Source organism: Wolbachia endosymbiont (group A) of Cydia amplana (genome assembly GCF_964028495.1).
Lineage (GTDB): Bacteria > Pseudomonadota > Alphaproteobacteria > Rickettsiales > Anaplasmataceae > Wolbachia > Wolbachia pipientis.
Window position 1 is genome coordinate 172,141 of sequence record NZ_OZ034792.1, and the last position, 23,052, is coordinate 195,192.

The 23,052-nt window shown below is 34.6% G+C and carries 20 protein-coding genes and 1 rRNA gene; 17 read left to right on the forward strand and 4 right to left on the reverse strand.

Annotated elements, in window-relative coordinates; translation table 11 throughout:
• Window positions 1–98 precede the first annotated feature (98 nt).
• From ABWU40_RS00885 to ABWU40_RS00895, 3 genes are all read left to right on the forward strand, one after another.
• Window positions 99–2,582, forward strand: coding sequence for a response regulator (locus ABWU40_RS00885; protein WP_141456695.1), 2,484 nt, complete (start codon window positions 99–101; stop codon window positions 2,580–2,582).
• A 90-nt stretch (window positions 2,583–2,672) separates the two neighbouring features.
• A complete protein-coding gene (locus ABWU40_RS00890; RefSeq protein WP_006280226.1) occupies window positions 2,673–3,515 on the forward strand; it encodes a ParA family protein in 843 nt (280 codons plus the stop codon).
• Complete coding sequence (locus tag ABWU40_RS00895; RefSeq protein WP_006279814.1) at window positions 3,512–4,363, forward strand: ParB/RepB/Spo0J family partition protein; 852 nt, start codon at window positions 3,512–3,514, stop codon at window positions 4,361–4,363. The genes ABWU40_RS00890 and ABWU40_RS00895 overlap by 4 nt, the downstream gene beginning before the upstream one ends.
• 116 nt (window positions 4,364–4,479) lie before the next feature.
• Here the strand turns inward: ABWU40_RS00895 and ABWU40_RS00900 are convergent, their stop codons facing one another.
• From ABWU40_RS00900 to ABWU40_RS00915, 4 genes are all read right to left on the reverse strand, one after another.
• Window positions 4,480–5,115, reverse strand: coding sequence for a transposase (locus ABWU40_RS00900; RefSeq protein WP_081600764.1), 636 nt, complete (start codon window positions 5,113–5,115; stop codon window positions 4,480–4,482).
• The gene (locus ABWU40_RS00905; RefSeq protein WP_141456678.1) at window positions 5,099–5,428 is read right to left on the reverse strand and encodes a transposase; all 330 of its coding nucleotides are present in this window, start codon (window positions 5,426–5,428) and stop codon (window positions 5,099–5,101) included. Before ABWU40_RS00905 ends, ABWU40_RS00900 begins: the two co-directional genes overlap by 17 nt.
• Window positions 5,429–5,644: 216 nt before the next feature.
• Window positions 5,645–5,821, reverse strand: coding sequence for a hypothetical protein (locus ABWU40_RS06280; protein WP_410529688.1), 177 nt, complete (start codon window positions 5,819–5,821; stop codon window positions 5,645–5,647).
• 511 nt (window positions 5,822–6,332) lie between these two features.
• Complete coding sequence (locus tag ABWU40_RS00915) at window positions 6,333–6,947, reverse strand: hypothetical protein (RefSeq protein ID WP_353279201.1); 615 nt, start codon at window positions 6,945–6,947, stop codon at window positions 6,333–6,335.
• A gap of 153 nt (window positions 6,948–7,100) precedes the next feature.
• Here ABWU40_RS00915 and ABWU40_RS00920 point away from each other — a divergent pair.
• The 14 genes from ABWU40_RS00920 (at window position 7,101) to ABWU40_RS00985 (ending at window position 23,048) form a co-directional block, all read left to right on the forward strand.
• Window positions 7,101–8,605: ribosomal RNA gene (locus tag ABWU40_RS00920) — 16S ribosomal RNA — on the forward strand.
• A gap of 100 nt (window positions 8,606–8,705) precedes the next feature.
• Complete coding sequence (gene sdhC / locus ABWU40_RS00925) at window positions 8,706–9,083, forward strand: succinate dehydrogenase, cytochrome b556 subunit (protein WP_015589453.1); 378 nt, start codon at window positions 8,706–8,708, stop codon at window positions 9,081–9,083.
• Window positions 9,080–9,436, forward strand: a complete 357-nt coding sequence (gene sdhD, locus ABWU40_RS00930; RefSeq protein WP_010963113.1) for a succinate dehydrogenase, hydrophobic membrane anchor protein — start codon at window positions 9,080–9,082, stop codon at window positions 9,434–9,436. The genes sdhC and sdhD overlap by 4 nt, the downstream gene beginning before the upstream one ends.
• An 84-nt stretch (window positions 9,437–9,520) precedes the next feature.
• Window positions 9,521–10,759, forward strand: a complete 1,239-nt coding sequence (locus ABWU40_RS00935; RefSeq protein ID WP_141456696.1) for a hypothetical protein — start codon at window positions 9,521–9,523, stop codon at window positions 10,757–10,759.
• Between the two features lie 112 nt (window positions 10,760–10,871).
• Entirely contained in the window at window positions 10,872–12,161 is a 1,290-nt protein-coding gene (locus ABWU40_RS00940; protein WP_015589455.1) for a sugar phosphate nucleotidyltransferase, read from the forward strand.
• 133 nt (window positions 12,162–12,294) lie between these two features.
• Window positions 12,295–13,524 carry a lipoprotein-releasing ABC transporter permease subunit gene (locus ABWU40_RS00945; protein WP_353279204.1) on the forward strand — a complete coding sequence of 410 codons (1,230 nt, stop codon included), beginning with the start codon at window positions 12,295–12,297 and terminating at the stop codon, window positions 13,522–13,524.
• Window positions 13,517–14,248, forward strand: coding sequence for a hypothetical protein (locus ABWU40_RS00950; RefSeq protein WP_015589456.1), 732 nt, complete (start codon window positions 13,517–13,519; stop codon window positions 14,246–14,248). Before ABWU40_RS00945 ends, ABWU40_RS00950 begins: the two co-directional genes overlap by 8 nt.
• A complete protein-coding gene (locus tag ABWU40_RS00955; protein ID WP_007548692.1) occupies window positions 14,245–15,465 on the forward strand; it encodes a hypothetical protein in 1,221 nt (406 codons plus the stop codon). Before ABWU40_RS00950 ends, ABWU40_RS00955 begins: the two co-directional genes overlap by 4 nt.
• Window positions 15,466–15,663: 198 nt before the next feature.
• Window positions 15,664–16,536, forward strand: coding sequence for an ATP synthase F1 subunit gamma (gene atpG, locus ABWU40_RS00960; RefSeq protein WP_010081973.1), 873 nt, complete (start codon window positions 15,664–15,666; stop codon window positions 16,534–16,536).
• 18 nt (window positions 16,537–16,554) lie between these two features.
• The gene (locus ABWU40_RS00965; RefSeq protein ID WP_010081974.1) at window positions 16,555–17,889 is read left to right on the forward strand and encodes a TldD/PmbA family protein; all 1,335 of its coding nucleotides are present in this window, start codon (window positions 16,555–16,557) and stop codon (window positions 17,887–17,889) included.
• A gap of 174 nt (window positions 17,890–18,063) precedes the next feature.
• Complete coding sequence (locus ABWU40_RS00970) at window positions 18,064–18,315, forward strand: cold-shock protein (protein WP_006279919.1); 252 nt, start codon at window positions 18,064–18,066, stop codon at window positions 18,313–18,315.
• A gap of 35 nt (window positions 18,316–18,350) precedes the next feature.
• The gene (locus ABWU40_RS00975; protein ID WP_015589458.1) at window positions 18,351–19,577 is read left to right on the forward strand and encodes a DEAD/DEAH box helicase; all 1,227 of its coding nucleotides are present in this window, start codon (window positions 18,351–18,353) and stop codon (window positions 19,575–19,577) included.
• A 203-nt stretch (window positions 19,578–19,780) separates the two neighbouring features.
• The gene (locus tag ABWU40_RS00980) at window positions 19,781–22,087 is read left to right on the forward strand and encodes an AAA family ATPase (RefSeq protein ID WP_141456698.1); all 2,307 of its coding nucleotides are present in this window, start codon (window positions 19,781–19,783) and stop codon (window positions 22,085–22,087) included.
• A 64-nt stretch (window positions 22,088–22,151) separates the two neighbouring features.
• Complete coding sequence (locus ABWU40_RS00985; protein WP_041573616.1) at window positions 22,152–23,048, forward strand: class I fructose-bisphosphate aldolase; 897 nt, start codon at window positions 22,152–22,154, stop codon at window positions 23,046–23,048.
• Window positions 23,049–23,052 lie beyond the last annotated feature (4 nt).

Here is a 23,052-nt window from a genome sequence, read left to right on the forward strand (position 1 = left end):
TGGATGATAATTATCTATCAAAGACGTTAATAAATCTATAATAATTAAATCAATATAATAAAACATTTTCGTATGTACAACAATGCCAAGTAACAATAATGAGTAAAAGATACATAGATAACAAAAAAGAGAACAGGGTTGACTTCATACTAAGAAATTATGGAATGTCAATTGTTGTGATGGCAGTTATTATGCTCTTACCTCCAGTAGCAATATCGATACTCTACTTTTTTGATATATATAGTCAGCATATTAATATAGAGATTAATTTATTAGTTAGCATTCTAACAACTCTCTTTATGATGTATAATGTAAAACGCTACAGATACCTACTTAATACTATAGAATTTCAAAATGCAATATTTGCAAATGCACTAAATCATAATACAGAATTTTGCCTTATTTTACATAAAGATGAGGGTGTTATTTATGCTGATGCAAGGTTCTACGAAAGGTTTAAAGATCATATAATAGATGATGACATTACGTTAGGCAAGATTCTTGAAATAGGAGATGTTTCAGAAGCAGACAAAAAAGTACTCTATCATGCACTAAAAAATAACTCTTCTGTACAGGTATGCATTTCCTTAAACAAGAAGAATAGAGTATCTAACTTTCTTTTGCTCTTTGAGCCAATACCAGATAATCCCCAAATTGCTATAAATAGTAATAAGATTTTAAATTTATCATTAGTGCCAATAGCAAGGCCAGATGGGTATTTTGTGTTAAAAGCAACACAGATAAACAAGGAGCAGATATATGAAGAGTTAATAGAAAAACACAGTATAGGAACTTACATTGCAAATGCCAAAGGAGTGATTTTATCTGTAAATAAAAGATTTTTAGACATATTTGAACTGAAAAAACTGGAAAAAGGTAGCTCAATCAGTGATTTTATATCTCAATCTAAGTATAACAATACAATAACCGATAATGAAATTTTGTTTTTTACTATAAGTGGTATTCCATTCAAGGCTTATATGAGCACTGCTATATTTTGTGATAAATACAACCATAGCTATATATATGGCTTTATAACACCAACCGAATCAAATCTTGTTGATTATCAATTACACCCTTGTTTTGCAAATTCATCAATTGCTATTGCACAATGTGACATAAACGGCAACTTTGTAAAGAAAAATACGGCACTAATAAAGCTTGCAGGGTCAGATAATAATTCAATCTTTACATTGATATTGGATAGTTATCATGTGAAAATACGTGAATATTTTTCGAGTAATAGAATAAATAATGCGTCCTTTGATGTACAGCTCAACGGCGGTAATAACATAAAAATATATTTCAATAAGTTTCTTCATAATAAAATGATCTTCATACTTTGTTATTTTATTGACAATACTGAACACAAAAACCTAGAGATAAAGCTTGAGCATTATCAAAAGATGCAAGCTATAGGGCAGTTAGCAGGTGGTATTGCGCATGATTTCAACAATATATTGACTGGGATAATAGGATTTTGCGATTTGCTTTTACTCCAACACTCAGCTGGTGACCCATCTTTTGGAGATATAATACAGATACAGCAAAATGCAAAGCGTGGATCAAATTTAGTAAGACAATTGCTTGCTTTCTCAAGAAGACAGACCTTGCAGCCAAAAATTATTGATGTAAATAATACTATAGCTAATCTTTATGAAATGATAAAAAGATTAATAGGTGAAAATATAAAATTTAATATTTATTATGGTAGAGACTTGGGTGCTGTTAGGGCTGATCAAGGGCAATTAGAGCAAGTTATACTTAACTTAGCAGTCAATGCTAGTGCTGCTATGGAAAAGGGCGGAGAATTAACTATACGAACCTTTAATCAAAAGATTGACTCATTAAATTCTACACCTCAGGATATGTTTTCTCCAGACAAGGAAGCGATTGAACATGGAAATTATGTTGTGATTGAAGTAATTGATACTGGATGTGGAATGACGAGTGATACAACTGAAAAGATCTTTGATCCATTTTTTTCTACCAAAGATATTACCTCTGGTACAGGTCTTGGCCTCTCTACTGTATATGGCATTATTAAACAAACTGAAGGATACATCTATGTTGCTAGCAAAGTAAATCATGGAACTAAATTTAGCATATTTTTGCCCATGGTTTACATATCAGATGAAAATGATAGAGAGGAAGATAGTGAAGAAACAGAAAAACCGGTAGTAAGTGAAATTAAAGGTAATGGTATAATTTTATTAATCGAAGATGAAGATTCAGTAAGGGAATTCATCTCTAAAGCACTCAAAAGAAAAGGATTTGATGTAATAGAAGCAAGCATAGGCAGCGAGGCGCTAGAAATAATCAGTAAAAAAAGTCAACACATAGATCTTATAATCACTGATGTAATCATGCCAGAGGTGAGCGGCCCAGAAATAGTTAAAGAAGCATTGATCCATAGGCCAAATATCAACGTTATTTTTATTTCTGGGTATGCAGAAGATGCTTTTTTAAAGAGTGATGACATCAATATAGAAGATTTTCACTTTTTGCCAAAACCATTCACTCTGAATGAATTAGGAAACAAGGTTCAAAGTGTGTTACACAAAGCAAAAAAGACAGTCTAATTTTAGTGTGGTTAACAACAAAAAAATTTTCTAATGCAAAAGTTTCTTGCATATATACAATAGAATTATTTTATACATAAGATAAAAGGCGTGAGCAAGATTATTGCAATAGTAAATCAAAAGGGTGGAGTTGGCAAAACCACAACTAGTATAAATTTATCGACAGCCTTTGCTGCTGTGGGAAAAAGCACTTTATTGGTAGATCTTGATCCTCAAGGAAATGCTAGCACCGGGCTCGGGATTTCTTATCGTAGTAGGGAAGAAAAAAATATATACAAAATACTACTAAGCAGCGAAAATAAATTGATAGAATCGGCAATTTTCAATATAAAGGAAATTCCAAATTTATCACTAATTTCGTCAGTAGTTGATTTATCAGCTGCAGAAATTGAATTATCGCAACTTGAGCGAGGAAAATTTGTGCTAAAAAGCGCATTAGAGAAGATACGCGATAATTATGAGTATATAATCATCGATTGCCCTCCATCACTTGGGCTTCTAACCATAAATGCTTTGACTGCTGCTAATTCTATTATTGTCCCTCTTCAGTGTGAATTTTTTGCTTTGGAGGGATTAAGCCATTTAGTTAAAACTGTAGAGCTGATAAAAAGAAATAACCTAAACCCTTTTTTGGCAATAGAAGGGATAGTGTTAACAATGTATGACAGGCGCAACAAACTCAGTGAACAGATTAAAAACGATATTTGCCAGTATTTAAATGATAAAGTATACAAAACTATCATCCCATTGTATGAGACTGTTATTCCACGTAACGTACGGTTATCAGAAGCGCCTTCTCATGGAAAACCCGCTATTGTGTATGATCTTAAGTGTCCTGGTGCACAAGCATATATAAGTTTGGCAAGGGAAATTTTAAAAAAGCACGCGAGCAGTTGTAAGGAGAAGAAACTAGTAAGCGAGGGCGTAGTATGAAGGATGATAGACGCCTCGGCAGAGGTCTTGCCGGCCTCATAGGCGATAATTATGATAATAAAGAAGATCGACAAGAGCATTTGCCTATTTCATTACTGCACCCAAGCAAATTTCAACCGAGGAAACATTTTGACGAGGAGTCATTAAGAGAACTTGCAAATTCGATAAAGAAAAGTGGCATTATACAGCCTATCGTGGTACGCAAAGATTCAAATGATGATGGTTATGAAATAATAGCTGGAGAACGTCGTTGGCGAGCAAGCAAGATTGCAAATCTTGATAGTGCACCGGTTATCATAAAAGATCTGAGCGACAAGGAATGCTTGGAAGTATCCATTATTGAAAACATACAAAGGCAAGATATTAATCCAATAGAGGAAGGTGAAGCTTACAGAAAACTGATAGATGAGTTTTTCTATACACATGAGGAATTAGCTTCAGCTATAGGCAAAAGCCGCAGCCACATAACCAATATGATTCGGATGTTGTTGCTCCCTGATAGGGTGAAAACAATGATCAATGAGAAAAAATTGTCTATGGGTCATGCAAGAGCGTTGATTAATGTTGAAAATGCGGAAAGTATTGCAGAAAAAATAGTTTCTCAGGGCTTAAGCGTTAGACAAACTGAAAAACTGATAAAGGACCTACATCAAAACAACAATCAAAAAGAGCAGAGATATACTAGAAATCAAGATATGACAGTAATAGAAGGCGCTATATCTTCTCAACTTGGTTTAAAGATCAAAATTAATGACAACAATTCTAAGGGTAAAGTTATGATACGGTATGATAATCCAAATGAATTGGATTTGATATTGAAAATTTTGAATAGGAAACTTGAGGCATAGCTAGTAGTTGGCTAGCAAAGCAACAAACCAATATCAACTGTTGGTGTCATGAAAGTAGCTGACACTGGAATGGCTTTGTTGCATCACACTTTATGAGATGGTGATTTATGGTAAATTCATGTAACTATCTCAAATTTAGCCATACCAATATCAGTGAATTTATTAAGCAAATAGCATTTGATTAGCAGTTCTTTTTCTCGATTTATCTCAGATTTATTCCTAAAACTAAATCCGAATATTTGCTTTAATCTTGAGAAAAACCCTTCAATATAAGATCTTTTCCCATAATTTACTTCTTTTTTCCATTCTTTCATGCCATCTTCACCGTATAATTTTATTAACCTAATAGCAGCATTCCTGTCAGACATATAATCTATTTCTGGATGTTCTGCCGCATTGTTTATTGGTGGAATTTTTGTCTTTATATCATATTCGTTACACAACTTATAAAACTTGTGCCTATCACATGCTCTATCTGCATATAGTGCTTTTATGGCATGCTGAAAATCAACTTCTTTTAGCAAATCACAAGCTCCATAGTGATCAGAGTAGACACCGTTACTGTATTTTACAGCTATGGCTTTTTTGTTGTTTATATTCAACATTACGTGCAATTTTCTCGTTTGCTCATAGCCACGATATTTTCTGTCAGTGCTATTTTCCTTGCTGTGACCAGGAGTGTTGTTGTATATACTAATTCCTGTACTGTCTATAGCAATTTCGATATCTTCCATATTATTTTCTGCAATCATTTATCTTAATATTAAGTTTCTTAAACCTTCTTGATGCTTGTGAATAGCTGATAACTGCCAAATCTCTTCCTATTTGTTGCAAATACCCTTTTATAAACCCGACTGTTTGTCTTAAACCAATTCTAAAGAAACTGACGATTATATGCACCAAAATCACAACTTTATCACTATAAATATAGTTGCCGCCCTGCATTTTTGGACAATTCTCGTACCAATTTTCTATGGCGTCATTGATATAACAAAAAATGCTTCCTCTTTCTTGGAGAAATTTGTTATATTCATGGCAGTTACTGACTCTCATTTTTTGTGGCATATTTTTTCTTCAACAGTTAAATGGCTATTTATAATGAATTTTGTCAGTAACTGCCAGTTCTTTTCACTTGAGCGATGCAACAAAGCCCACTGGAATCCAGGAATTTTATTAAGTTGGTAAGCATAAAAGTATAACTTCTACGTCATACCGCCGCGGTATCCGCTAACAAGCAGCGGGATGACGATTGTCAGGGTAGCTGTCATCCCAGTGCCCTGACTACTTGGATCCAGGAAAAAGAATGGTGTCATCCCAGTGCGTGACACTGGGATCCAGAAGACTTAATTTCAACCAAGTGGCTGCATAATAAAGGCTGGATTCCAGTGTCACGCACTGGGATGACACCCTAGTAGAAATCGTTTTTGTAATTGCAACATTCGTGCAATCTTTAGCCATAAATATTAAGAAATTTACCAAACGAAAAAAAAGGCAAAAGAAGCCCTGAGGTTATTATCCGCTTTAAAATATTGGCGTTTTTTATGTTTTAAACGCTTGACAAGCAAGATTAAGCTGCTTTTAATTGCAACTAACTTACGCTGCAAATGTTTAAGAAATTTACTAAGCAGAAAAAAAGACAAAGAATCCCCGAGTTAGCTAGTCTTTTACTATCTCTGTCGAGTATTGGCATTTTTTGATGTCTTGTAACGCTTTATAAGCGCGTTCAGCTTATTTAGATAAAAATCTAGATGTAGATGAAGTTTTGTAAAGACATACAGTATCTATATACTGCAAAAAATTGAACATAAGACGCCGATACATTAAGTAATCCTTACCTTTTAATCTGCAGATTGGCGAAAGCAAATACAATAGCTTCACTATCATGATAAGGGGGCTGGCGAAGGGTGTCAAGTAAGTTTTTTCGTTTCATCCGATGCGCTGCCAAAAGCTATGCAAAAAGTCCAATGAGTTAACTCCCATATATCCTGAGTAATTCTTGTGCATTAGCTTTGATTAGGATAGGGCATTTTCTATCATTTAATAGGGAACGCAATATTTCAGTTGCACCCTTAACGTCGTTATTGTGTATCTTTACTACAGCAATAGCTTCTTGGCTTGAATAAGGATACACTGCACTTGATTCTAAATTATCAATTTTATCTTTATTTATTTTTTCACCGTTGGAGTGAAGTAAGCTCATTACTTCTAAATATTGTGCTAACTCACGCAAAACATTAGGAGCATCTTTATCATCTGCCAAATCATTATAAATAGATGCTGTGTCTGTTGGCATTGAATCTGAGATATGATTGAATGCGCGTTCAAAATTTGCTAAATACTCCCAATTTGAATCTATTTCTTCTAGCAGCGGCTTATTATCTTTTTTTAAGAATAATACTTCGTAAAACTTGTCACCTGCAGTTATAGATTGTTTTGTGTTATCAATGTTGCGAAATAAGTATAATGTGATGCCAACTAACATTGGCGCGAGTGCAAGCAGAAAGATGTATTTTTTCATGGTAATATTCCAAATAGTTATATATTTATACATTAATGCTTTTGATTTGCAAAAACATATTGACATAGTGATTATATCACATAATAATATTCTTAAAGTTGTTTGAATAGTTGGAGATTAAAATATTTCTAAAGTAGAAATAAAGACAGCAGTATTAAGCTAAATTATTTTTTGTCGGATTTATCCGATGTACCCTCAACCTTTTATAGGTTGAAGTCTAAATTTGAGAGTTTGATCCTGGCTCAGAATGAACGCTGGCGGCAGGCCTAACACATGCAAGTCGAACGGAGTTATATTGTAGCCTGCTATGGTATAACTTAGTGGCAGACGGGTGAGTAATGTATAGGAATCTACCTAGTAGTACGGAATAATTGTTGGAAACGGCAACTAATACCGTATACGCCCTACGGGGGAAAAATTTATTGCTATTAGATGAGCCTATATTAGATTAGCTAGTTGGTGGAGTAATAGCCTACCAAGGCAATGATCTATAGCTGATCTGAGAGGATGATCAGCCACACTGGAACTGAGATACGGTCCAGACTCCTACGGGAGGCAGCAGTGGGGAATATTGGACAATGGGCGAAAGCCTGATCCAGCCATGCCGCATGAGTGAAGAAGGCCTTTGGGTTGTAAAGCTCTTTTAGTGAGGAAGATAATGACGGTACTCACAGAAGAAGTCCTGGCTAACTCCGTGCCAGCAGCCGCGGTAATACGGAGAGGGCTAGCGTTATTCGGAATTATTGGGCGTAAAGGGCGCGTAGGCGGATTAGTAAGTTAAAAGTGAAATCCCAAGGCTCAACCTTGGAATTGCTTTTAAAACTGCTAATCTAGAGATTGAAAGAGGATAGAGGAATTCCTAGTGTAGAGGTGAAATTCGTAAATATTAGGAGGAACACCAGTGGCGAAGGCGTCTATCTGGTTCAAATCTGACGCTGAGGCGCGAAGGCGTGGGGAGCAAACAGGATTAGATACCCTGGTAGTCCACGCTGTAAACGATGAATGTTAAATATGGGAAGTTTTACTTTCTGTATTACAGCTAACGCGTTAAACATTCCGCCTGGGGACTACGGTCGCAAGATTAAAACTCAAAGGAATTGACGGGGACCCGCACAAGCGGTGGAGCATGTGGTTTAATTCGATGCAACGCGAAAAACCTTACCACTCCTTGACATGGAAATTATACCTATTCGAAGGGATAGGGTCGGTTCGGCCGGGTTTCACACAGGTGTTGCATGGCTGTCGTCAGCTCGTGTCGTGAGATGTTGGGTTAAGTCCCGCAACGAGCGCAACCCTCATCCTTAGTTACCATCAGGTAATGCTGGGGACTTTAAGGAAACTGCCAGTGATAAACTGGAGGAAGGTGGGGATGATGTCAAGTCATCATGGCCCTTATGGAGTGGGCTACACACGTGCTACAATGGTGGCTACAATGGGCTGCAAAGTCGCGAGGCTAAGCTAATCCCTTAAAAGCCATCTCAGTTCGGATTGTACTCTGCAACTCGAGTGCATGAAGTTGGAATCGCTAGTAATCGTGGATCAGCACGCCACGGTGAATACGTTCTCGGGTCTTGTACACACTGCCCGTCACGCCATGGGAATTGGTTTCACTCGAAGCTAACGACCTAACCGCAAGGAGGGAGTTATTTAAAGTGGGATCGGTGACTGGGGTGAAGTCGTAACAAGGTAGCAGTAGGGGAATCTGCAGCTGGATTACCTCCTTAGGCTTTGCACATAATTTACCATTTTTAATGATGGTGTTGTTATGTGCTATACTGCTGTCTTTACTTCTACTTTATTTTAATTTCCCGATAACGGAATTTTATGAGTGATAGACCTCTTTCTCCACATTTACAAATATATAAAGTACAAGTTACTAGTTTTTTCTCTATTATGCATAGATTGACTGGTATCTTGCTATTCCTTTTATTAATGATACTTTCTTGGTATTTCATATTACATGTTTACTTTCCTGAGTTACTTATAGTAAGGTACTTAAATGCATTATTATTCACTCCTGTTGCTAAATTAGCTTATGTCTTATGTTTTATAAGTTTTGTATATCATTTTCTTAATGGTATTCGTCATTTATTGTGGGATGTTGGGCTTAATTTAGAAATTACTGGCGTTTCAAGGGGTGCTATACTGCTGACAGTAACGCTACTTCTTTCTACTATGGCTTTTTTATTTATGTTTATATGAGTCAGTCTGGAAATTCAGTACATCATTGGTGGGTTCAGCGTGTTTCTGCGGTAATTTTACTGTTCCTGTTTCCTTGGTTTATCTATTCATTTTCTTGCACATTTTATACTGATAGCTCTTTGTCTTTTAGTGAAAAATTTATTAATCACCCTCTAGAGCTTTTATTTTTTGTTGTATTGTTGTTTTGCATTTTTTGGCACGCAGTTCTTGGAATGCAGGTAGTATGCGAAGATTATATACACAGCGTACCTTTGAGGATTTTTACAATTACATGCATAAAGTACTTATCAAGCATTACTTATATAACCCTCGCTTTTACAATCTTTATCTTCTACAGGCATATTTTCTTGTAAAATCACCGGTGCTGTGTTAATATATTATTAGTGTACTAGTTTTATTATTGAACTATAGCATTATAGCGATTTTGGTTTGACAATATGTTTGAAGCATTAAAAAAGGGAGCAATAGATCTTACACTTAAAGCAAAAGGTCTGCTTACTTCACCTGAATCTCAAGTTTACGTCGAAGACCTTAGAAAGGTAATGATGTATGATGGAAGGAAATGCCAGTATCCAAAAAATTATGATCAAATTGTACAGTCTGCTAAAATCATAGAAAACAGGGATATGCATGGAAATGCTATACTAGATAAAGATAAAAATCCAACCTATAAACTTTTGTATGGTCAAAAAGATGAGAATAGAAAACAACCAAGTTTCAGATTATCTTTAGTTCCCAAAAATGAAGATAATGATAGATCTTATTTTACTATCAATTATATAGACAATCAGGGTAAGCAAATTCCTATAGATTGGTTAAATAAGTCATACTTTGAGCCATTAGGCTTTTCGAGAATGGATTTGAAAAAACACGCGCCAATTTTCGAAGCTCAAAAAACTAAGAATCCTCAATATCCGTTTGAATTAACTAACTCTTCTGTGTTAACTAAAGAGGTGAAAAATAAAGAAGGTAAAGTTCAGGAAGTTGTTGATGAAAAAGGAAGAAATGGAGAATTATTATACACTAGTGATGACAAAAAGCTAAGCACCCATTTTTCAGAAATTAGAGATCAGAATGGTAATCTAGAGCTAGATAAAAGTCTTATATCTGTTCCTATCGTTTTTGCTACAAGCTTGGCTAAAGTTTGTACTAAATTGTTGACTTCTCTTCCTATAAAGTTAGGGAAGTATTTAATAAGCGAACAAAACCCAATTGCAAAGTCTTTTGGTTATCTTTTATTTACTCCTGCAATGGCAATAAAAAATTTAGTGAATATGGGAGCTACTATACTTAAGGCTCCAATTTTATTGTTTGTAGCAAATGAGAAAAAATATGGTGATGCTTACTACACCATGTGGAAACACCAACTGAAAGGATGTTTGGAAGAAGCAAAAAGTGACTTTAATGTTATTAAAGGTGAAGAAAGGCTAAAGCCGGATCATGGGAATCGTGATTCACTAGTGGGCACATGGGATGAGCTTAACGCTAGAAGGCCAAAGAAACAAGGGGATGATAAAGAAGTTAGCAAGAGTAATGAAATACTAAAGAGTCCTGAGGAAGAACAAAATAAGGGTAATGAAATATTAAGTGATAAAAGAAAAGGTCATGTTGAGGAATTACAAAATAGAAGAAATTCACAGCAAGGGCAAGGCGCTACACATGATCACTCTCATTAGCAATTACTTTAAATCAACATTTACTTTCTTTATTAACTATTCCACAACAAAAACTTGCATGTATTTTGCCCTCAGTATAAGATATTAATTATTTAATTAATATCTTAACTAAATGCGCCCTGTAATATTGTGTGGTGGTAGTGGTAGCAGACTTTGGCCTTTATCTAAGCCAAAGCAATTTCAGAAAATATTTAGTCAGAACACTATGTTTCACAACACTTTGTTGAGGCTAAAAAGCGATTATATGCCGCCCATAATTGCTACAAATATACAGTACGAGTCATTAGTGATGGAGGAATTGCATGCACTGCAAGAATATAAAGTGATTTTCGAACCAGTGAAAATTGGAACAACAGCGGCAATATTAATTGCTGCACTTCTCTGCAATGAAAACGAGACAATGTTAATTCTGCCTTCAGACCATTTTATAGGTGATTTGAATAGTTTTTATGCTTCTACTCAAAAAGCGTCTAAGTTAGCCTCTGAAACTAACTCTATAGTCACTTTTGGGGTTAAGCCTCATGAATTCAATTCTGAATACGGCTATATAAATGCAGTATATGATCAGAAAGAAAAATGTCATATAGTGAAAGATTTTACAGAAAAGCCCGAGCGTAAGTTAAGTAACGATCATTATTGGAACTCTGGAATATTTGTGTTTAAAGCAAAACGCTACATAGATGAGATTAAAAAATCTGCCCCGAATCTTTACAATTTATGTTTTAAATATTTCACACCGCAAGAGAGATTTCTGTATTTAAAACAACGAGATTTTGCAGGAATTGAAGGCATATCCATTGATTACTTGGTGATGGAGAAAGCAAAAAACGTTGCAATGATAGAAGCTAATTTCGATTGGTTGGATGTTGGAACTTGGAATTCAGTTTTAGAATTGAGTGAGAAGTTTAGTAAAGAACCGGTGTCATTTCAGCATGTGATTAGAGAAAAAGAACCAGTTTCAACGACAAAAAGTAATAAAAATTTATTGGGTGGAGCTTGTAAGCAACCAAACAAAAGTCTAATTTCATTTATTCATAAAGTTAAGAAAGTAAAGGTGATAAGGAAAGAAGTTAAACCATGGGGATTTTGTAGTATAATTTTAATGAGCGAAAATTTTCTTATAAAATATCTTTTTATAAATCCATTAAGCTGCACTTCTAAGCAATTCCATCACTATAGAGATGAATACCATATAGTGCTATCAGGAGTTGGGTATGTTAGTTTAGAAGACAAAGAATATGCTATAGCAAAAGACCATATGATAGAAATCCCAAGGGAAGTTTCCCATAGGATTGAAAATAGAAGCATAAGCTCTCCACTTGAAATAGTTGAATTTCAGATAGGAGAGCATTTATCTGATAATGATATAGTGAGGTTGGATGATGTATATGGAAGATTTTGAAATTCTAATGTTAAAGATACTCTATAAGCCTGCTAAATTTAAGGAAGCAAAAATCTCTAGTTTTCAAATAAAGAAAAGTCTACAATTATACGAAGTTTCAAAAATATAATGTTTAACCTCAAAATATTTTGTAATGTCCATTGCCTTTGAAATTACTATGGCTGCTTGCTATTTGCGAGCGAAAAATGCCAGATTTTGCTCTATAATGACTTTGTTCTCTATTATCGGCATTGCCCTTGGAGTTGCAACACTAATAGTGGTGATGTCTGTGATGAACGGATTCAGAGCAAAGTTGCTTGACTCAATACTTGGCATTGATGGCCATATTAATGTTTATTTTGATAGGAACATAAATTCAGATTACTACGCAGTTTCAAAATCTATTGAGAGAATTCCTGGTATATTAAAAGCTACTCCTATGACCAATGATCAAGTTATTATTGTAGCAAACGGTAAAATTGCAGGTAGCGTAGTGCGAGGTGTATCAACTAAAGACTTGCTTGATAGTACTGCCGTTACAAATAATGTAATTATAGGTGATGTAAAAAAATTTGATGAAGGAATAATAATAGGAGCACGCTTAGCAGAAGCTTTGAACGTTGACTATGGCGACGAAATTACGTTTATATCATCTGAAGAATTTGATGCATTACTTGGTGAAATGCCGCGAATGAAAAAATATAAAGTTATAGCAATATTTGATATGGGTATGTTTGAGTATGATAATACCTTGATATATATGCCTCTAAAATCAGCACAAGCCTTTTTTAATTATAAAAATAGCATAAAAAATATAGAAGTACTTGTAGACGACGTTACTAGAGCTGATAAGCTGGCAGATGCTATAGAAAAAGAAATAGTAATGGAAGCTGAAAGTTGGCAATCACAGCAAAGCCATTATTTTAGTGCTTTAAAAACTGAAAGAAATGTGATGTTTTTAATTCTCACTTTGATTATAGTTGTAGCAGCGTTTAATATTATCTCAAATTTAATGATGATAGTGCAAGAAAAGAAATCCGCGATTGCAATTATGCGTACATTTGGTGCAACAAGTGGAAGCATTATGCGTATATTTTGCGCTTGTGGTCTATTAATCGGTTTTACGGGAACTTGTCTTGGCTGTATTATAGGTGTCGTTTTTTCTCTCAATATCGAAAGCATTAGAGTGTTTTTAGAAAACATTACTAACGTCAAGCTGTTTGATCCTATGATATACTTTTTTTCAAGTTTGCCAGTGATATTAGTACCCCAAGACGTAGTAAATATTTCTGCACTTGCGTTACTCTTATCATTTTTAGCGACAATTGCTCCTGCGTTGCAGGCAGCTGCACAAGATCCTGCGGAGATACTACGTTATGAATGATACTCAGCAAAAGTACATAGGTTGGTTCTTAATTGTATTGTTATTTACCGGTTACATCACAATAAATAACATAATCTTTTTAAAAATAAATCAGCAAGAGAGTGAAAACAATGTGAAAGCTTTAACGGAAAACATGGATGAATTTAGAATGTTGCTTGAAGTTAATCAATCTAGAATAGAAAAAAAGATATTTGACCTCAAGAGAAGTCAGCATACTCAATGTGAGCAAGGTGATAATAACTCAAGATGTAAGAACCTTGCAAAATTGCTATTACTTGTGGTTAAAATGAAGAATTCGTTATTGCGAGAAGCAAAATTTGATAACCATATAAATTCAATAAAGCCTTTGATATCAGAGCTTGACGATCCAGAGATAGAAAATGCAGTAGATGAATTAGAAAATTTGAAAGAGATAAATACCTTACACGAATTGAAGTTATCTTTTGAAAAAACTATTGATACTATCGATTACAACAAAAGTACATTGTCTAAAAAAATCATTTCAAACTGGATAAAGGTAGACGACCGAAATGATCCATTAAGAGTAAAATTCGCAGAAATTGAGGAGTCAATAAATGATAATGATTGGCAAAATATAACTGTTACAGTAAGCAATTTAACGCATTCAGAATTCAAGCCATGGCTGAATAAATTGAATGGTTTTATTGTAGCTTCTAAGAATATTTCAACAATATATCATCGCTTATTACAATATATCTCATGATTTATTTTATAATTTTCGCTTTTTCGTTTTTATTTGGTATATGGGTCAAGGTAAGTGGTGAAGTAATAAAATTGGAATTAGGCAATTACACTATAAGTATTGATCTATATTTCATTATTTTTACTTGTGTAGTTTTATTATTTTTATTAATTACACTTGTACGCTTTTTTTCCTCCATTTCATCAACATTTGCCAACATAAGAAATAGAAGAAGGGATAGGGAAGAATTGCTTCTCTTTGAAGCTTTCTTTAGCATAGACTTAGACAATATAGAGAATGCCCAAAAGCTAGTTAAAAGTCTGAGTGAGGAGAGCGATAGGTTGTCTTTAATAAAGCTCTTTAACTCAGGTAAGACGGGAAATTACAGCTTTTTCAGTAACGGTTTAACAAATATTGCAAATAAAAATCGTAACTTAGCTCTACTTCTAGCCAATAAGCTGATTGTCCACCTCAAACAAGAAAAAGTAGTCTTTCAAAAATTTATAGAATATTGCTCTAGTTCAATTAACGATAAAATGCTATCTATTCCCTTTCAAATAGAGCATTGCATATTGAAAGAAGATTGGATTAATGCAATTTTGAGGTTGAAGGAAGCAGTTAAGTCCAATATTTTTCTCCCCTTTGATCATAAAGAAATGTTTGCAGTGTTTTATTGCGCTTTAGCAAAGCAATATGAAAGTAAAGGAAATTTTAAGGAGGCTATAAAGTCTTTATTTAGAGCACAACGTTATAGTGCAATTTTTCAGCCCATCAATTATTTAAAGGCAGAATTATATATTAAACTTGGAAAAATCAGAAAAGCTTCTGCAGTGCTAGAGGCAGAGTATACAGTAAATCCTACTCCTCAGTCAGCTAAAATGTACATCAATTTAAATAGTAAAGGTGCTGAAAGACTATACAACTTACGCCCTGATTATTATTTTAGTTACTGTTTACTTGCTTTGTCCTCAATGAGTTCAGGTAAATATGATCTTGCAAGTCAATATTTAGACACTGCTATGAAAAAAGCTAATTACATGTCAATCTACTTTATTGTAATACAACTCAAGGTTACATTGCAAGAACACGACAAGGTAATTTATTGGCTAAACAAGATGGGCTCAGAAGCTTTGCCTGATCCAGGCTGGAAATGTAAAAATTGTAACAGGGAACTAGAACAATGGGATCATAAGTGTTCAAGTTGTAATAGTTTTAATTGTGTTTATTATATATTATAAAATTCCACAAAGTGTAGAAATTACCATTAGGCTACTTTCACATTGATATTGCTGAAGTTAGAGCACTTTCTTAATATAATCCTTATCTCCAAACAATAAACCTGCAAGTTTCTTAGCTAGACTTGGTTTTAATGTCAAAAAAACTTGCTTTTAGACACTAACAGTTATATATTTTAATAAATCAGGGTTGTATACAAAATGAAGAGCTTAAAGGAATTATCCTTAAGAATTAAGAATATTAGGTCTGTACAGAAAACCACGAAAATAATGCAAATGGTTTCTGCAGCAAAGTTGTTACAAAGCCAAAAGAAGTTATTAAATTCAAAATTATATGTATCTAAGCTGCATAACATTATTTTTTCATTAATGCTATCAGTTGATCAAGAATTACTGGCAAAAATTCTAAATGTCAGTAACGACGGTTCTTACCTAGTATTCATTATTGCGTCTGATCGTGGCTTGTGCGGCAACTTTAACTCTTCTATTGTCAAATTTAGTCAAGAGCGTGTAAATAAGTCAATCGCAAATGGCAAAAAAGTAGATATTGTATTTCTTGGTAAAAAAGCTTTTGATGTAGGTAAAAATAGATTTGACTCTAAAAGTATCTTAAAAATTGAAAATAGTAAGGGAATCACGTTAAAGCACGTAGAAGCTTTGGTTGATGGTATAGATTTAAGTAAATACGATAAAGTTAAAGTTTTTTATAGTAAATTCTATAATACCTTCACGCAAAAACCAATGTTGGAAACAATAAAACCATGGAGTAAAGACTCATCCTTGATTGATAGCTCTCTGGCTGGTCCAACAACAGATTACGGCTATGAGTATGAACCACAAAATATTGAATTTATTTTAAAATCTTTGGTTCAAGATTACGTTGTAATTGCTCTTTACTCTGCTTTACTTGAAAGTGCAACGAGTGAGAATAGTGCTAGAATGGTTGCTATGGAATCAGCAAACAGAAACACTAAAGAGATACTGAACAAATTAGCATTGCTTTATAATCGTTCTCGTCAAGCAGCGATTACGACTGATTTAATTGAAGTTATAGGTGGTGCAGAATCTTTATAGAAATCTAAGGAATAGAAAATGAATATATTAAATATTGCAGCAGATATTACTAAACTAATAAAAAAGCAAAATCAAGATGCGGAAGTTACAATATATGAAACTAATAAGACTTCAGTTTCTCAGCGTCTATCAAAAATTGAGCAAATATCACAATCTAAAAATTGCACTGTAGGAATCAGAGCTATAGCAGGTAAAAACAAAGCTGCGTATATTTCTACAAACGATTTGAATAATCTGAGTGATACAGTAAGCCAAGTGGTAGAAATGGCAAAGAATGCGCCAGAAGATCCTTGCATTAATTTTGCTGTAAATGGTAGTAATTATATCTCTTCTGCAGATTTAAGTATCTCAGATAATAATGTTGTAACCGTTGATAACCTAAAAGAAATTGCTGAAGCTGCAGAAAATTCAGCCCTTGCACATAAGAGTATCACTAATTCTGAAGGAGCCTCTTCTTCATACGCTTTAGTGAATACAGTATTATCGACTGTTTCTGGTTTTATTGGCTCGTTTAGTAAATCAACCTTTGCTAATCAGGTCTCTGTTGTTGCTGGAAGAGAAAGTGAAATGAAGGTTGGTTACGATTATGATATAGCATGTAATTTTAGTGATTTAAAGTTGCCAGAGTTAATGGGAAAAGAAGCAGCAAAAAGAGCAGTTGATCAATTGAATTCACGTACAATGAAAACTGGTAAATTTCCAGTTATTTTTGAAAAAAGAGCAGCAAAAGGGCTAGTAAAAAGTTTTGCTTCTGCTATAAATGGGAGCAGTATTATAAGCAACAGTTCTTTCTTGAGGGGTAGTTTAAACGCTCAGATTTTCAACGATAGAATTAATATTATCGATGATCCATTGTTGCCAAGAGGCATAGCATCGAGACCATTTGATGGAGAAGGGATAACTAGCAAGAAAAATATATTTGTAAAAAACGGAATATTACAAAATTGGATTTTAGACTTATACTCGGCTAGAAAATTAGACTCAGAAACAACCGGAAGTGCAACTCGTGCAAGTAATGCTGCAGTTATTCCTGCAGCTAGTAACCTCTACATTGAGAATGGTGATGTATCGTTTGAAGAATTAATTCAGGAAGTGAAAGAGGGAATATATGTAACTGATTTATTTGGTTTTGGTGTCAATTTAATCAATGGCGATTACAGCCAAGGCGCTTCCGGATTTTTTATAGAAAATGGAAAAATAACGTATCCAATACATGAGATTACCATTGCTAGCAATTTGAAGGATATGTTTAGCAATTTAGTCGTTGCAGATGATCTAACTTTTTGTGGGCAATTTAATTCACCAACGATTAAAGTTAGCGAAATGACGGTTGCAGGTTCGCTTAACGATTAAAAAATTTATTTGCATCAAGTACAACAATTGTGTATTATTGTCATGTAATGTTAAGAATAGACTATGGAGTATAAAGGTTTAGTTTCAATAGCTAAGCTTAAAGCATTCTCAATCGTAATTTCAAAGTTTTTCATCACATTAGTAATGTTAGTTAATAATTTAGGAGTTGTTTAAATGGAATTTGGTAATGTAAAATGGTTTAATGCCGAAAAAGGCTATGGTTTCATCAAGCCAGAAGGTAAAGGGGGTGACGTTTTTGTACATATTAGCACATTGGAACGTTCGGGAATAAGACCTGAGGCACTTAAAGGAGAGAATAAAGAGAAGGGAATAAAAGGAGAAAGGGTGAGTTATGAGGTTAAAGAGGAGCGCGGTAGAAACGGAGAAGATAAAAAATCTGCAATAAATTTAAGATTGGAAGATTAATCTATTATGAAGTCTTTTAACAGGATTAACGTATTGTGAATAATTTTCATGAGATGGGTCTCCCAGCTTCGCTTAGACAAGCTCTAGATAAAAATAATCTTTTCGTCCCAACTCCGATTCAAATACAAGCGATTCCCTTAGCGCTACAAGGTAAAGATATTCTCGGATCTGCTCAAACGGGGACTGGAAAAACTTTAGCATTTGCTATTCCGTTGGTTGCTAAGTTGCTGAATGAGCCTAACACTGGTTCAGCTTTAGTCATCGTGCCAACCAGAGAGCTTGCGCATCAGGTAACAAATGAGATAAGAAAACTCTTATCTCAAAATTCTGCACTAAGGGTCGCTTTGTTGATTGGTGGTGAGCCTATTTTTAGGCAGCTAAATCAGCTTCAGAAAAAACCACAAATTGTAATAGGTACTCCTGGTCGTATTATAGACCATATTGAGCGTAAAACTTTGATTACTCGCAATGTTAGCGTTCTTGTGCTTGATGAAACGGATCGTATGTTTGATATGGGCTTTGGAGTTCAGATTGAAGAAATTATGAAGCATTTGCCTAAAATAAGGCAAACTCTTATGTTTTCTGCAACTCTTCCTGGAGATATAGTAAAACTTGCTGAGAAGTACCTTAATCGACCAGAACGTATTTCTGTTGATTGTGAGGTTACAACTTCTGTAAAAATTAAGCAAGAAATTGTTTATGCATCAGAATCAGAAAAATATGAAAAGCTTGTTACACAACTATGTCAGCGCGAAGGATCAATCATTATCTTTGTCAAAACAAAGCGAGGAGCGGATCAGCTAGCTAACAGATTGCACAAAGATGACTATAGCGCTTTAGCAATTCATGGTGATTTAAGGCAGCACAAGCGCGAAAGGGTCATTAATTCTTTTCGTCGTGGCCGTAATCAAATCATGGTTGCAACAGATGTTGCTTCTCGCGGCCTTGATATTCCCCACATTCAACATGTTATCAATTATGATGCACCACAATCGCAAGCTGACTATATTCATCGTATAGGTAGAACTGCACGCGCTGGAGCTGAAGGGTATGCGCTATCTTTTGTTACACCTCAAGATAAGAGAAGACTGCCTGTACTGGCAGACAAAGAAGGAGAGCTAAATTTTGATTGTAGTGTGCAATTTAAAAAACGTAACAGCAAAAAGGTCTTTAAAAGGCCAAGTACGTTAAAGACTAAATACGGTAGAAAAAAGATCAATGCATTTAAGAAGAAAAGCAGAGTACTAGAAAAAGCGTATTAAATAGGATTTACCTACAATTTGATAAGCGTAAAACTCGTCATTCCGCTACTCATTAGCGGAATCTATGCTGAGATATTGCGGTGCTATGACGTAGATCCAGAGTGGGATTCAAATTGGCTACAGCGAACTGCTGGATTTCAAATTTTTTAATAATTGTGTGCTATTCATTATATATGAGTTCCCACTTTTAAAGAGAATAGGAGATGATTTCCAAAAACTTAGAGGCAAGTTTGAATAGAGCACTATTCATTGCTTCTAATTTTAATCTTAAATATGCGAAAGTAGAACATTTATTGCTGGCGTTAACTAAAGACGTGGATGTAAATTACGTTTTATCAAGATGTAATATCAGAGCCGATGAAATCATCAGTATGGATAACATTCTATCAAGATGCAATATTAAGGCTAATGATTATAATAATAATATAAAAGGGTTTTTACAAAGCAGTTCTGAATTGATTATCAGTGGAGTTAAACCTAGCTCAATGTTTCAATGCATAATACACAGAGCAATAATACGGGCTCATAGCTTGGGAAAAAAAGAAATAAATGGAGCAAATGTTCTAGTAGAAATTTTGTCTAGGCAAGACTTATACGTTGAAAATCTATTGCAGAAACAAAATGCGAAAGATTCCAATTTGATTTACCATATATCTAATATGAAATACTTGAGCGATATAGATGAATACACCACCAATCATAAAGTAAAACTTGATAAAAATAATGACGCTCCTACTACAGTAAATAAAGGTGAGCTACTAAAAGATGAGGAAATTCTACAAAGTTATTGTAAAAATTTAAATGACTATGCAAGAAGCAAAAAAATAGATTATGTTATTGGTCGTGATTATGAGTTAAATCGCACTATAGAAATATTATTGAGGCGTAGAAAAAACAACCCTTTATATGTTGGAGACCCAGGTGTTGGCAAAACAACAATAGTTGAGGGTTTGGTACTCAAGATCATTGAAGGCAGTGTTCCAAGTGCGCTCAGGTCCAGTATAATTTATGCTTTGGATTTAGGATCACTCCTTGCAGGGACACGCTACAGAGGTGATTTTGAAGAGAGAATAAAATCTATAATAAAAGCAATTGAGGCAAAACCAGGTGCTATCCTTTTTATTGACGAAATACACACTATCATTGGAGCAGGTTCTACAAGTGGTAGCTTTCTTGATGCAGGTAACCTACTCAAACCTGCGCTTGCAAGAGGTACACTGCGTTGTATAGGTGCAACTACATATAGAGAATACAGCGCTAGTTTTGAAAAAGATAAAGCACTAGCGAGAAGGTTTCAAAAAATTAATGTTAAAGAATCTTCTGTTAATGAAACGATAAAGATACTAGATGGCATAAAGCACTACTATGAAGGGTATCATGGAGTATATTATACAAAGAATGCCATTAGGTCTGCGGCTGAACTTTCGCATAAGTATATTACTGGGCGAATATTACCTGATAAAGCGGTTGATGTTATTGATGAGGCAGGGGCATATTGTAAATTGCTAAGAAACAGGGGTAAAATTGTAAATAGTAGAGATATTAAGAATACCATTACTAGAATTACAAATGTGCCTTGTGGATCTGAATCTGATGATTTGCAGAAAGTAAAATCTTTAAAAGCTAATCTAGAGAAGGTGATTTTTGGCCAAGAGCAGGCAATAGAATCTCTTGTTAGTTCTATTAAAATTGCTAAATCTGGGTTGAGAAATTACAATAAGCCTTTAGCAAATTATCTTTTTGCAGGACCAACCGGTGTTGGTAAAACCGAGCTAGCAAAACAATTATCAGAAAGCATGGGCATGAATCTTATACGCTTTGATATGTCCGAATATATTGAATCTCATACGATATCAAGGATGATTGGTTCTCCTCCTGGATATGTAGGTTATGATCAAGGTGGATTACTCACAGAGTCTGTATCTAACAATCAATATAGTGTTGTGCTGCTTGATGAAATTGAAAAGGCTCATAGCGATATCTATAATATATTGCTACAAATTATGGATTATGGCTGCGTTACAGACACTTACGGACGTAAAGTTAACTTTTCCAATATAATTTTAATTATGACAACTAATGCAGGAGCAGTTGAACGCAGCAAAAGTTTTGTTGGCTTTGGGCATAAAAATTTTAACATTGGTGATAGTGAAAAAGCGATAGAACAGGTTTTTAGCCCTGAATTTCGTAATCGTCTTGATGCGATTATTTCTTTTTCCGACTTAAGTACGGATGTGATTTTGCATATTGTGGATAAATTTGTCCTAGAACTGAAAAAGCAACTGACACAAAAAGGCATAAACTGCTTGGTAGAGGATGAAGTGAAATCTTATCTTGTACAAATGGGTTATAGTAAGGAAATGGGAGCACGTCCGATAGAGAGACTTATTGAAAAAGAGATAAAAAGTTACTTAGCGGAAGAAATACTGAATCGTAAATTAATAAAAGGAAAGAAATTAAGAATCTATATGAATAAAGTAGAAAATAAAATTGCTTTTGATATAGTTTAAAATCCTTGTATTGAACTTCATCTTTGTTACAATCTATAACTTAAGTTCAATTTGAATTATAGTGATAAGTGATAAAGTAAAACAAGTCCTAAGCTACTACGAAAGTGAAAACCCTGGGGTAAAAGCAAATCTTACTCGTATTCTCATGCATGGAAAGCTTGGCGGTACTGGCAAGTTAGTGATTCTGCCAGTAGATCAAGGATTTGAGCATGGTCCAATTAAAAGTTTTGAAGTTAACCCTGATGCTTATGACCCACATTATCATTTTCAGCTTGCGGTTGATTCGGGAGTAAGTGCATATGCTGCTCCACTTGGTATGATTGAAGCTGGTGCTGCAACTTATGCTGGAATGCTCCCACTTATTTTGAAACTTAATAGTTCCAACTCTTTACATTCAAAGGATCTAACCTCTGATCAGGCAATAACCTCTTCTGTGAAAGATGCGCTGCGTTTGGGCTGCTTAGCTGTCGGATTTACTATATATCCTGGTTCTGCTAAGTGTTTCGATATGATGGAAGAAGCCCGTGGAATCATAGCTGAAGCCAAATCTTATGGGCTTGCAGTAGTGCTATGGTCTTATCCACGCGGTGAAGGAATTTCCAAAGAAGGTGAAACAGCGGTTGATGTTATTGCCTATGCTGCACACATGGCAGCTTTGCTTGGCGCTAATATAATAAAAGTAAAACTTCCAACTAAATATTTGGAAAGGGAGAAAATAGAAACAGAAAATATTGAATCATTACCTAAAAGAATTGAATATGTTAAAAGATCTTGTTTTGCAGGAAAAAGAATAGTAATTTTTTCTGGTGGCGAGTCGAAATCAGTGAATGACATATGCAATGAAGCGAAAGAAATTAAGCAGGGTGGTGGTAATGGTTCAATCATTGGACGTAACACTTTCCAACGCAAAAGGGAGGAAGCTTTATCTATGCTAAAAGATATAATGGATATCTACACATAAAAAA